At 47.1% G+C, this 12701-nt stretch carries 13 protein-coding genes; 4 read left to right on the forward strand and 9 right to left on the reverse strand.

Translation table 11 applies throughout. The features are described 5' to 3' along the window. Window positions 1–101: 101 nt before the first annotated feature. Window positions 102–560 carry a xanthine phosphoribosyltransferase gene (gpt, locus tag HH682_RS13255; RefSeq protein WP_214238016.1) on the reverse strand — a complete coding sequence of 153 codons (459 nt, stop codon included), beginning with the start codon at window positions 558–560 and terminating at the stop codon, window positions 102–104. A 233-nt stretch (window positions 561–793) separates the two neighbouring features. Between gpt and pepD the strand changes: the two genes are divergently transcribed. Then, window positions 794–2251: a beta-Ala-His dipeptidase gene (pepD, locus tag HH682_RS13260; RefSeq protein WP_214238017.1), complete on the forward strand. Its 1458-nt coding sequence runs from the start codon at window positions 794–796 to the stop codon at window positions 2249–2251. A gap of 333 nt (window positions 2252–2584) precedes the next feature. Here the strand turns inward: pepD and dinB are convergent, their stop codons facing one another. Further along, entirely contained in the window at window positions 2585–3640 is a 1056-nt protein-coding gene (gene dinB / locus HH682_RS13265) for a DNA polymerase IV (protein ID WP_214238018.1), read from the reverse strand. Window positions 3641–3937: 297 nt separating this feature from the next. Here dinB and dpaA point away from each other — a divergent pair, with 297 nt between their 5' ends. Further along, a complete protein-coding gene (dpaA, locus tag HH682_RS13270; RefSeq protein WP_214238019.1) occupies window positions 3938–4711 on the forward strand; it encodes a peptidoglycan meso-diaminopimelic acid protein amidase in 774 nt (257 codons plus the stop codon). Here the strand turns inward: dpaA and HH682_RS13275 are convergent. Continuing rightward, the gene (locus HH682_RS13275) at window positions 4676–5449 is read right to left on the reverse strand and encodes a class II glutamine amidotransferase (RefSeq protein ID WP_214238020.1); all 774 of its coding nucleotides are present in this window, start codon (window positions 5447–5449) and stop codon (window positions 4676–4678) included. The genes dpaA and HH682_RS13275 overlap by 36 nt on opposite strands. Before the next feature lie 122 nt (window positions 5450–5571). Then, a complete protein-coding gene (gene lpcA, locus HH682_RS13280; RefSeq protein WP_214238021.1) occupies window positions 5572–6159 on the reverse strand; it encodes a D-sedoheptulose 7-phosphate isomerase in 588 nt (195 codons plus the stop codon). Between the two features lie 231 nt (window positions 6160–6390). On the opposite strand from lpcA, the gene HH682_RS13285 reads away from it, so the two are divergent. After that, complete coding sequence (locus HH682_RS13285; RefSeq protein ID WP_214238022.1) at window positions 6391–7551, forward strand: pyridoxal phosphate-dependent aminotransferase; 1161 nt, start codon at window positions 6391–6393, stop codon at window positions 7549–7551. Beyond that, window positions 7539–8324, forward strand: coding sequence for an amidohydrolase (locus tag HH682_RS13290; RefSeq protein ID WP_214238023.1), 786 nt, complete (start codon window positions 7539–7541; stop codon window positions 8322–8324). The genes HH682_RS13285 and HH682_RS13290 overlap by 13 nt, the downstream gene beginning before the upstream one ends. Here the strand turns inward: HH682_RS13290 and uraH are convergent. The 5 genes from uraH to HH682_RS13315 all read right to left on the reverse strand — a co-directional run bounded on the left by uraH (window position 8304) and on the right by HH682_RS13315 (window position 12647). After that, window positions 8304–8639, reverse strand: coding sequence for a hydroxyisourate hydrolase (gene uraH, locus HH682_RS13295; protein WP_214238024.1), 336 nt, complete (start codon window positions 8637–8639; stop codon window positions 8304–8306). The two genes, HH682_RS13290 and uraH, sit on opposite strands and share 21 nt — an antisense overlap. Next, on the reverse strand, window positions 8636–9133 hold the full coding sequence (gene uraD / locus HH682_RS13300) for a 2-oxo-4-hydroxy-4-carboxy-5-ureidoimidazoline decarboxylase (protein ID WP_214238025.1): 498 nt from the start codon (window positions 9131–9133) through the stop codon (window positions 8636–8638). Before uraD ends, uraH begins: the two co-directional genes overlap by 4 nt. Then, window positions 9111–10406, reverse strand: a complete 1296-nt coding sequence (gene hpxK, locus HH682_RS13305) for an allantoate amidohydrolase (RefSeq protein WP_214238026.1) — start codon at window positions 10404–10406, stop codon at window positions 9111–9113. The genes uraD and hpxK overlap by 23 nt, the downstream gene beginning before the upstream one ends. Next, window positions 10399–11643, reverse strand: a complete 1245-nt coding sequence (locus HH682_RS13310) for a pyridoxal-phosphate-dependent aminotransferase family protein (RefSeq protein ID WP_214238027.1) — start codon at window positions 11641–11643, stop codon at window positions 10399–10401. Before HH682_RS13310 ends, hpxK begins: the two co-directional genes overlap by 8 nt. A 164-nt stretch (window positions 11644–11807) precedes the next feature. Beyond that, complete coding sequence (locus HH682_RS13315) at window positions 11808–12647, reverse strand: MurR/RpiR family transcriptional regulator (protein WP_214238028.1); 840 nt, start codon at window positions 12645–12647, stop codon at window positions 11808–11810. Between the last annotated feature and the right edge of the window lie 54 nt (window positions 12648–12701).

Below are 12701 nucleotides of genomic sequence, written 5' to 3' on the forward strand. Positions count from 1 at the left end.
AAGGGTCCATGTTGAACATGAACCCTTTTTACACGAGCCACCGGATCGGTCAACTGATCCTTAAACGATCAGCATTAACCCTCAGGTGCTGTTTTTTTTCATTAACTCTTAACTAACGGTGGAATAAAGGTGATTCCCATATCCCAAGGTTGTTCGATCCAAGTATCCTGAGGAATATCGACAACATAATCATCCACTAACGGACGGCCCGCTGGCTTGGCGAAAATGGTAACAAAACGCGCCTTATGGTACATATCACGCACCACTTTGGCTGTACCGCCAGTATCCACCAGGTCATCAATCACGATAAATCCTTCACCATCGCCTTCCGCACGCTTTAAAATTTTCATTTCACGTTGGTGGTCATGGTCGTAGCTTGAGATACACACTGTATCGACATGGCGAATACCCAGTTCACGTGCGAGTAATGCAGCAGGAACAAGTCCACCACGGCTCACCGCGATAATGCCTTTCCACTGTTCAACTGGCAGTAATTTCTCAGCCAACTGACGGGCGTGAATTTGCAACATATCCCAAGTAACTACGTATTTTTGACTCATAATAATCAGGCTCCGACCAACAGGGTTGATCTGGTGAATGGACAAACGAAAAAAAGTTTGCGCGTGATTATAGGGATAACGTCAGGTAAAAACCAGTGCTGGCGCCGAGTTTGACTTTTTTTCGGTATAAATCACTGCTTAAGAGCGAACAATGATATGCTTTCTCTACTAATAGTAGCCACTATATGCCCTAATAGCAGGGCTTACCCCTAATCCGTTATAGGAGACGCATTGTGTCTGAACTGTCTCAACTGTCACCACAACCCTTATGGGATTTTTTTGCCAAGATCTGCTCTATACCACACCCTTCTTATCATGAAGAAGCATTGGCTTCATATATTGTAGACTGGGCCAAAGAGCAGCAGTTCTGGTGTGAGCGGGATGCTACCGGCAATATTCTGATCCGTAAACCGGCAACAGCTGGTATGGAAAATCGTAAGCCAGTCGCGTTACAAGCCCACTTGGATATGGTGCCGCAAAAAAATAATGCCACTGAGCACGATTTTGCGCGTGACCCGATCCAACCTTGGGTTGATGGTGAATGGCTCAAGGCTCGCGGTACCACGCTCGGTGCTGATAATGGTATCGGTATGGCCTCTGCATTGGCCGTTTTAGCGGATAAAACCGTCGAACACGGCCCACTTGAAGTGTTACTGACTATGACGGAAGAAGCCGGGATGGAAGGTGCCTTTGGGTTACAACCTAACTGGCTGCAAGCGGATATTCTTATCAATACTGACTCGGAAGAGGAAGGTGAAGTCTATATGGGCTGTGCAGGAGGAATAGATTTCTTATCCGAGCTGCCGATAAATCGTAGCGCCATACCTGCAGAGTACCTGACCCTCAATATTAACCTAAAAGGTTTACGGGGCGGTCACTCTGGTGCAGATATCCATTTGGGGTTAGGTAACGCAACAAAACTGTTAGCGCGTTTCTTTGCAGAATCTCGCGGCAAGTTTGATTTACACCTCATTGACTTTAAAGGCGGTAACTTACGCAACGCTATCCCGCGTGAAGCCAGTGCGGTCGTTGCAATCGCCCCTGAGCAAGAAGCGACTTTACAACAAGCACTTCAAGAATATCTTTCCATCTTGCAAAATGAAGTCGCGCCAAAAGATAAAAATATCACCTTAAACGCGCAGTCAACCTCGCACTCTGGCCCAGCATTAACGACAGAAAGCTTTGATCGCTTTATCAATCTTTTGAACGTTACCCCTAACGGTGTTATCCGAAACTCTGATGTCGCACCTGGCGTGGTCGAAACATCCTTAAATATTGGTATTGTGACACTTGAAGAAGACCAGGCAAAAATCTATTGCCTGATCCGCTCGTTAATCGATAGTGGGAAAGAGTATGTCGTCTCAATGTTACATTCATTGGGAGCATTAGCCGGCGCGAAAACAGAAGCGTCAGGAAGCTATCCAGGATGGCAGCCTGATGCCAACTCAGCCATCATGGCACTGACCCGCGAAATTTATTTGGATCTATTTGGTAAAAAACCAAATATCCAAGTTATTCACGCAGGACTTGAGTGCGGTTTATTTCGTGAGCCGTACCCGCATCTAGATATGGTTTCTATTGGACCAACTATTACCGGGCCTCACTCGCCAGACGAACAGGTACATATTGGAAGCGTTGCGCTCTACTGGCAATTGCTGACCGCGCTTTTAAAAGCGGTTCCCACAAAATAAGTGCTAAGCTAGGCGTTAACTCGCCTAGCATTTTAACCTCTGTTTGAAGTCATCCATGTTTGCCTATCGAGGTTGCTGGTTGGTAGTACTAATGTCTCTCCTCTTCTTCGCTTAGGCACCAGTGACAACCCCCATTCTCTGACCAGTGAACAGTGTTTATATCCGCATTTCTTATTCAGCATGGTTTTCGGGCCGATATCCTTACCTATCTGCTACCCAATTCGCACTGGCAGGAAGGGGTATGCCTTAAAGATTATTCGCCTAGGCAATACCATGTTCCGATGACTTGGATACGTTACGTTATAAGAGGGCATGGCTAAATCAATTATCGACTCATAGCTGAAGTGGCAATTGACGCTCAACTTGCGGATCAAGAAGATTAACATGAAGACCAATAAGCCTAACCGAACGCCCCTGTCTCCGTTGCTGCCAAAGTTTTAAAGCAAGATCAATAAAGTCCTGCTTGGTTAATTCAGACCATATATGTTCGAGTGTTGTCTGTTGGAAGTCTGAAAACTTAAATTTAACGCCTTGGCGAGCAACTCGAAGGTCAGGACGGACTTGACGTAGACGGCGCTCTAATTCTGTATAGAGTTTTTCGATAACATCGAGACAATGTTCCCACTGCTCAATATCCTCTGATAACGTGGTTTCGACACCGACAGACTTACGTATTCGATGGCTTTCGACATCTCTCGTATCAATGCCTTGGCTTTTTTCCCAAAGACTCCGACCAAACTTTCCAAATGTTTTTAATAGAAAACTGAGTTCAACCTTTTGAATATCCGCGCAAGTGTATAGCCCTAAATCGGCTAATTTTCGCGAGGACACCTCACCCACGCCAGGTATTTTTGACAATGGCAGTGTTTTTAAAAAGTGATCCACGCGATGTGGCGGGATAACATAAAGACCATTTGGTTTGTTTACCTCTGAAGCAATCTTGGCCAAAAATTTGATTGGCGCCACCCCTGCTGAAGCCGTTAATCCAGTTTCTTGAAATATTGACCGGCGGATCTCTTCTGCAATCAGTGTCGCGGAACCTTGACAGGCGAGACACTCCGTGACATCGAGATAAGCTTCATCGAGTGAGAGCGGTTCAACTTTCGAGGTATAACGTTTAAAAATTTGCTGTATTTGCGCCGAGGCCTGTTTATACGCGTCGAATCGGCCAGGGAGTAGGGTCAATTGCGGGCATAGCTTTAATGCGGTCGCTGTTGGCATTGCACTTTTTACGCCATAGCGTCGTGCCGGATAATTAGCGGTACTAATCACTCCCCGCCGCTCACGGCTTCCACCTATCGCAATAGGGACATCCCGTAATGCAGGATTATCTCGCATTTCAACGGCTGCATAAAAACAATCCATATCGACATGAATAATTTTACGCATCTCAACCCTCCAAGCCCTCTATCAATATACTGTATAAATAACCAGACAGCAATGCAAGTTATCGCCTAGTGAGAGACGTGCAAAGCTTCACTTAACGTTGAGTCGTAAACAAAACAAAGGAGAAATGAGATGAGTGTCGCTAAGAAACGATAGCTGATTTTTTTAACAAAAAAAGGTCGATGAAAGCTTGATTAAACCTATAACAGTGATAATGTTGCGCAGATAAACCGATCTACTGCAATAGCCTGTTATCTGATTGCAGACCGCCCTCATGATTGTCATCAAGGTACACCTAGCATGCGTATTTTCGCACTCATTTTTGCGATATTGTTTTCCTGTAACACGTTCTCACAAGATGCCGTTCCACTCTCCAATGCATTACAAGCTCCAGTCAGTGATCAACTGAAAGCCGAACTTATTGGCTCTCCGGTATTTATCCAAATTTTTAAGTCTGAGCGTACGCTCGAACTCTATGCCAAAGTGGGCAATCAGTTCCGCCTACTTAATCGCTTTAATATCTGTAAATTCTCCGGCGGCTTGGGCCCTAAACGAGTTCAAGGTGATTTCAAAAGTCCAGAAGGTTTCTATACCATTGGCGCGTCGCAGTTACATCCTGATAGCCATTATTATCGAGCCATTAACTTAGGTTTCCCTAATCAGTACGATAAAGCTAATGGCTACAATGGAAACTACCTAATGATTCACGGTGATTGCGTCTCAATTGGATGCTATGCCATGACCAATAGTGGTATCGATCAAATATTTAAGTATGTGACCGCCGCTTTCAACAATGGTCAAGCGCAGATCGAAGTTAATATCTATCCGTTCCGCATGACCGATGACAATATGCGTCGTTATGCGGGATCCCAATATATTAATTTCTGGAAGCAGTTAAAACCGGGTTACGATTACTTCGAGAAATATAAGCAACCGCCGATGATTGCCGTGATGAACAATCAATACATCGTCAATGGCCAAAGTAATGGAACGACTGCCCCACGAGGCAATCCATTCCAAACTACCACACCAAGTGCTTCAAAGACCTTTCTGGCCTTCACCCAAACAAAATAACTTCCATTCACCTGGCATAATCTTATGCCAGGTTTCATTGCCAGTGAGGGGTTGTGTCGCCACCACCGTCACGACGTCATGAGCCGTTGTCTGTTGCATAAAATCAACTTCCACATCTTGGTCAATAAGCATGGCTTTGCCAAAAGGCGAGCGACGAGTGATCCAATGAAGATGTGTAGAGCAATAAGCTATTAAGTAGCGACCATCTGAAAGCAGCATATTAAATACACCTAGTGACCTCAGTTCGTCAGCTAATTCGGCAATGTAACGAAACACAGAGGTCCAGTTTTTAGGTGTTTGCGGGAAACGCTGCGACAGTTTATGTAAAATCCAGCAAAAGGCCCGTTCACTATCCGTTTCGCCAACGGGTTGAAACTGCCCAGTTTCCAGACGACGGTAGCCTTTAAGTTGTCCATTGTGTGCATAGGTCCAATGACGGCCCCAGAGTTCACGCGTAAACGGATGGGTATTTTCTAAGGCCACTTTACCGCGATTTGCTTGACGAATATGAGCGATAACAGAGTGAGATTTAATGGGGTATTCTTGCACTAACCGTGCAATGGGGGATTCAAAGCTAGGGAGTGGGTCTTTAAAGGTTCGGCAGCCCTTCCCTTCATAAAAGGTAATCCCCCATCCATCCTTATGCGGGCCAGTCCCACCACCGCGTTGGACCAGTCCTGAAAAACTAAAACAGATATCAGTAGGGACATTTGCGCTCATCCCAAGCAGCTCACACATGCAGTTAACCTCAATAACAGCGTATCAGTCTCTTAACGCCGATACCTAGCGTATCAATAACATGCTCTGCGTTACGCTGCAACGGGATAAAGCGCGCTTAATCAATAATAAAAAAGAAAACCTTATGCCGAAATACGTTGCATCTCTTTTTCAATCAGCAGAATTAAAATATGGATAATTTTGATATGGATTTCTTGAATCCGGTCGGCATAACCAAAATGAGGAACTCGAATTTCAATATCAGCCGTGCCCGCCATCTTGCCGCCGTCCTTACCTGTCAGAGTAATCACTTTCATGCCCTTACTGCGCGCGGCACTGATAGCGCGAATAATATTGCCAGAGTTTCCTGAAGTAGAAATACCAAGCAGTACATCGCCAGATTGTCCCACGGCTTCAATAAACCGCGAAAAAACATACTCATAGCCAAAATCGTTACTGACACAAGATAAATGGCTAACATCAGAAATAGCAATCGCCGGATACCCTGCACGATCTTCACGGTAACGTCCCGTTAGTTCTTCAGCAAAATGCATGGCGTCGCAATGTGAACCGCCATTCCCACAAGACAATACCTTCCCACCCTGTTTAAAGCTTGCCGCTAAAAGCTCTGCAGCCTGCTGAATTGCGTTAAGGTTAGCGTCTTGACTGAGGAATTGTTCAAGCGTTTTAGCCGCCTCATTCAACTCTTCACGGATAAGATCTTGGTACATATAAATTCCTTGTGGAATGCGGAAAAATTCAGGTGCCAAGTGTAGCCCATTAGTATTTCAGTGCAATATGACGGGGGCGATTAACTCAGGTTTCTTTGCGTGGTTGATCTCAAACCGATAAAAAAAGCCTAATACCCCCTAAATTTAGACATCCAAACGTCCATATTGCCAAATATTTTTGCCCTGATATAGTGGTCTTCACTAGCTCTTACCATGACGCAGAGGCAACTAATGACTCGATCAGCACCGGTTCCAGAGAGTAAACTCCCTGCCTTAGGCACGACTATTTTCACCACCATGACTGCGCTGGCCCAACAAGTAGGCGCGATTAACCTTTCTCAAGGTTTCCCTGATTTTAGCGGCCCAGATTATTTACAACTACGCTTGGCATATCATGTCCAACACGGGTCGAACCAGTACGCCCCGATGTCCGGCACGCCAGCGCTACGTGAAGCGATAAGCAAAAAAATTGCCCGGTGTTATGGGTGTCAGGTCGATAAAGAGACAGAAATTACGGTCACGGCGGGTGCTACTGAAGCACTATTTTCAGCCATTACCGCATTGGTTAGACCCGGAGATGAGGTTATCTGTTTCGAACCAAGCTACGATAGCTATGCCCCTGCCGTACAACTGGCAGGCGGAATAATGAAACATATTCCCTTAACACCTCCCAATTTTGCACCGGATTGGTCACGCTTCTCTACGGTAATCAGCGAGAAAACCCGCTTAGTGATCCTAAATACCCCACACAATCCTACCGCGAGTGTTTGGCAAAAGCAGGATTTTGACGCGTTATGGCACGCCATTGCCGAGCAACCAATATTTGTATTAAGTGATGAAGTATATGAACATATTTGCTTTGATGACAATGGCCATCACAGCTTATTGCAGCACCCGTCATTACGTGAAAGAGGGATTGTCGTCTCCTCCTTCGGTAAGACCTACCATATGACTGGCTGGAAAGTCGGCTACTGTGTGGCTCCCCCTCACCTTAGTCTGGAGATCCGCAAAATTCACCAATATCTTACTTTTTCCGTCCACACCCCTTCTCAGCTCGCCTTAGCGGATATGTTAAATCATGCTCCAGAGCATGACGAAAACCTCCCAACCTTCTATCAACAACGCCGTGATTTTTTTATTGATGCCTTACAAGCGAGTCGCTTTACCCTGTTACCTTGCCAAGGCACTTACTTTTTACTGCTTGATTATTCAGCGATTTCAAAGATGAATGACGTCGATTTCTGTCTTTATCTGACCAAAGAAGTGGGCGTGGCAGCCATACCTCTTTCGGTATTTTGTAAAGAGGCCTTCCCTCATCACTTGATCAGAGTCTGCTTTGCAAAAGAAGAAGCCACCTTACAGGCGGCAGCGGAGAAACTATGTCAACTTTAACTGTCGGTGTTTTACAGCAACCTATCGTTTGGATGAACGGCGAAGCTAATCTCGAACATTTTGCTCAGCACATTGCACAATCCTCCCACTACGACTTATTGGTATTACCTGAGATGTTCACCAGCGGATTTTCCATGCAAGCCGCAACGAACTCACTGAGTGAAACTCGAGTCCTCAGTTGGTTACAAGCGCAAGCCCGAGATAGCAATACCGCCATATGTGGCAGTGCGGCAATTCAACTCACTGACGGTGCAGTAAATCGCTTCTACTTCGTTACCCCGCAAGGCGAGTACGATTACTACGATAAACGCCATCTCTTTCGGATGGCCAACGAACACCATCACTATAAGCCAGGAGCCAGCCGCAAGATTATTGAATACCGTGGATGGCGTATTTTTCCGCAAATTTGCTATGACCTACGATTTCCCGCTTTTTCACGGAACAGCAACAATGACTATGACTTAATCATCTATGTGGCGAGTTGGCCTGCCGCACGCGCTAACCACTGGAAAGCCTTATTATTAGCGAGAGCGATTGAAAACCAGAGTTGGGTGATTGGCTGCAATCGAGTAGGTAATGACGATAATGGATTATCGTACCGAGGGGATAGCCAAATAATCTCTCCCGAGGGGGAAATTATCGCAATCGCCTCGCCAGGTGAAGCCACCGTGCTTACCGCGACAATTGATCGCCAACGGGTAATGGATTATCGCCAAGCGTTTCCCGCTTGGCAGGATGCAGATAGTTTTACCTTAACTCCCCCGGTAGGTTGACCACGAATTGGGCGTAATAAGATAAGGAAGATGGAAGTGCTCACCCGTCTGAGTAATCACAAAATCAATTTGCGCAGTGAGGTATAAAGAGGAGCGATTACTTTGTGCAAAATAATCGCCTATCTCTGCGGTCAGCCGATAGTGTCCTGGGACGATTGGGTCGGGAGTAAGGGTTTTCAACCGCCCATCGCTATCCGTTTTCCCCTCAGCAATCGGTTGCCAACCATCATTAGTCAATTGTTCTAATGTAATAGTGACATGACTCGCCGGTTTTCCTAATGCGGTATCTAAAATATGTGTCGTAATGGTACTCATTGAATAGCCTCCTGCAGACGTAATGCCGTAATTTCACGAAGCTGTTGCACACTGACCTCGATATCCTCTGCTTCGCTAAGTTGTAAACGCTGCTGTAGCGCAGCAAGAATCTCCTGCGGTGAACGGCCTTTGGCTCGAATTAAAAATACTCGCTGGAAACGTTGTTCATAGCGCTGATTTCCCAATCGAATCGCCTCTTTACTCTGCCGATCAGAATCTTGTACCGCGGCTTGTTCGCTACGCGAGGCCTGAGCTTCAGAGCTTTCTCCTGTTGGCCGTTCGCCAATACGGGGATGTGCCCTCAACGCCAATGTCAGTTCATCTTTTCCCCACCCCTCGGTTAACGCGGAGGCGACAGCCTGTAACGCTGCGATATCACGATAAGGTCGGCGAGCGACCAACTGTGTTTGCCATGCCTCTATCGCCACGCAATGAGCGATAGCCTGCTGCGCGCTTTGTATATCACCATCATTAAACTGCTTGAGAGATATCATCGGTTTCGTATTCTCGTTGAGGTGTGGCCGTCAATTGTACCGCACGGGTAAATGCTTGGATCCCCGCGGCCACGTCTTGTACTGTTACGGCTTCAGCAGGATGATGACTAATCCCTTTCTCGCAACGCACAAAGATCATCGCAACCGGCCACTGTGATGCGATCGCGATCGCATCATGGCCCGCCCCGCTAGAAAGTTGCGGAGCACAGCCCTGAACCGCACTCACCGCTTGGGTACAAGCCTCACGTAATCGCGTATCACAGGTGGTTGCGGCAATATGATAAAACTCCTCTGCGTAAAACGTGATACCTCGTGCAGCAGCAATTTTCTCCGCACGTGACAGCAGTTGCTGCAACAGATTACTGAGCGGAGCATCTTCTGGCCCACGGATATCTAAGCTCAGCGCAACCTCACCAGAAATGACATTAACAGCCCCCGGCGAACAACTGATTTGCCCGACGGTGGCGACCAACCCGCCCCCCGCCTCAGTAGTCTCTTTCTCTATGGCCACCATCCACTCAGCGGCAGCCGCCAGCGCATCTTGCCGCTGAGTCATGGGCACAGTACCCGCATGGCCGGCAAGCCCTGTAAATTGACAATTTAAGCGATGGGCACCATTAATTGCGGTGACAACACCCAACGGTAAATCTGCCGTTTCTAAGCAAGGACCCTGCTCGATATGTAGCTCTAAATAGGCAGCGATAGAATCAGGGTGTCGTGCTGCGTGCTGTACCTTGAGTGGGTCGAGATTTTGTGCAAGCATCGCTTCTCGCACGCTGATCGACTGACTGTCCGTTTTATCCAGCCAGTCGTTCGGCCATTGTCCGGTCAACCCTTTACTGCCGAGTAGCGTAATCCCGAAACGTGTACCCTCCTCGTCCGCAAAGCCGACAATTTCTATGGCATTGGCGAGACGTATGTTTTGGCTATGTAACGCGCTAACCACTTCGATCGCGGTTAAGACGCCAAGCGGCCCATCATAACGCCCTGCATTACGAACAGAATCGAGGTGTGAACCCAATAAGATTGCGGGAGCGCGGCTAGTGGCTGCTTCATAGCGACCACAGATATTCCCAACCTCATCTTGCCAGACAGACATACCTGCTGCTTCCATCCATTGCTGGACTTGGCGATTCGCTTGGAAATGTTCATCAGACAGATAAACGCGTGTCAGCTCACCTTCAGTTTCACTAATACTCGCCAGCCTATCACAGCGCTGCATAACGCGTTGCGCCGCATCGTCCGCCATCGCTTTTGGAATAAGATTAAGCATGGGCACCTACCGCCTGGTAATGATCCCACGCGGCTTGCAGCGCAGCCCCTTGAACGGTTTTAAAACCTACATGATTTAACACCGCTTCTAATGCGGTGAGCGTTTGCATCACACAGCTTTTCCGCGCGTTATAGCCCATGGTACCAATACGCCACACTTTGCCGTGCAGTGGACCAAAAGAGGTACCTATTTCAATCCCAAAATCATTAAGCATCAAATGACGGATTTCATCACCGACCACGCCTGATGGAATATAGACCCCAAGTACATTATTCATTTTATGTTGAATATCGCCAAAAACCTGTAACCCCATCGCTTGTACACCTTTTAGCAGGGCATCCCCGTGGAGTTTATGCCGCGAGATGCCAGCTTCTAGGCCTTCCGCCAAGATAAGGCGCGCTGCCTCATAAGCACCAAATAAGGCACTGGTCGCTTCAGTATGATGGTTCAGACGCTCTGGTCCCCAATAATCAAGGATCATCCCGAGATCGAAATAATTCGAGTAGATCATCTCATCATCACCTTGCTGATGTTGAGCGGTGCGGATCCCCTCCTCCACACACTTACGTTTACGGATCTCATCAACAATGCGGTCACTTAACGTGATAGGGGAGGTGCCAGAGGGACCACATAAGCATTTTTGCATTCCTGCTGATACAGCATCTATTCCCCAGGCATCGGTTTCAAGGGGATTGCCGGCTAACGAGGCAGTGGCGTCGGTGTAAAGCAATACGCCATGACGCCGACAAATGTCACCAAGCTGATCCAGCGGCTGTAACATGGTGGTAGAGGTATCTCCTTGCACCGTCAGTAATAAACGGGGTTTGACTTTCTTAATCGCCTCTTCGATTTGCTCCGGGCGGAACACCTCCCCCCAAGGCACTTCAATGGTGTGAACCACAGCACGGCAGCGACGAGCAATCTCACATAGCAGGTAGCCAAAACGCCCGAATACCGGTACCAGAACTTTGTCACCAGGGCGGATAGTCGACACGAGAATTGCTTCAATTCCCGCACGTGAGGTCCCATCGACCAATAAGGTCCATTGATTTTGGGTAGCAAATACGCCCCGATAGAGTGCCATGACCTGATTCATGTAATCCGTCATAGCAGGATCGTACTGACCGATAAGTTGACTCGACATTGCACGAAGTACACGAGGGTCGGCATTAATTGGGCCGGGTCCCATAAGTAAACGCGGAGGTGGATTGATTTGAGAGAAAGATGAAATATCCATGATCGAGTCCTTGGTGATTGGAACTAAAAATTCTTATAACCAAATACTGCAACAATTGTGCCAGCCAATTTATAGAGAAAAGGTCAGCTATCGCTGAGTCATCTCGTATACTTCGCAAAGCTGTTACGCACCAAGATAATGCACTGCACCCTTATAGCGCCCCATTATCGTTGTTCAAGCTCTTCGAGATGCTGATAACTCTCGGCAATCTTATGGATACGTTGCCGTCCGGTTTCTAATGTGGAGTGCAAAAGAGAATTTACCATCAAGGTAACAAAGCTCATTGCAGCACTGTAACAATCGAACGCGGAAACACTTTCTAATGGTGTAGCAAATTGCCAGGTAGCTAATCCCTGAATACTTAGGGCTTGCGGTTCAGAAAGTGTGATCACCGGTACCGATTGACGTTGGAGTTGTTGTAGAAGCTTTTTTATCACCGCCGGTCGGCGTCTAAAAGCGATAACAATAACGATATCTTGTTGACCATAATCCACCAATTCTTCTGAGAGTGTCTGTCCTGGTGTCGGAAAGAGGCTGACTTGAGCTCGGGCTTGGATCAATTGCGAACGCAAATGCAAGGCAACCGGATAAGCATTGCGGTAACCGATGATACCCACCTGCCGTGCCTGATTGAGGGATTGAATGGCCGCAGAATATTGTTGAGTATCTAAAAGCGTTGTCCAATGGAGCAGGTTGGCCATCTCTTGTTTATAGTGCCTGGCGAGTAAGGTATCACCATGTACGATATCTCGCGGTTCAGTCAAAGGCATACCACTTTGTCGTAAGAGACGAAGCTCCTCGTACATATCCTTATATTTCTCGTAACCGAGCCGTTTAAATAATCGACTTACCGTAGCTTTTGAGACGCCGCTGACCTGTGCTAACTCTGCACTGTTATAGCTAATCAGATCATCAAAATGATCGACAACAAAATCCGCTACACGCTTCTCTTGTGGGGTCAGGCTCTCATAATGGCTTGCCACTCGCTGATTTAAAGGCGTCATTTTCATTCCTGTAACAAACATTTCACTGTAATAAGCAGGATTTAGACCACTCTG

The organism is Rosenbergiella gaditana, from assembly GCF_018494065.1.
GTDB classification, from domain to species: Bacteria; Pseudomonadota; Gammaproteobacteria; order Enterobacterales; family Enterobacteriaceae; genus Rosenbergiella; species Rosenbergiella gaditana.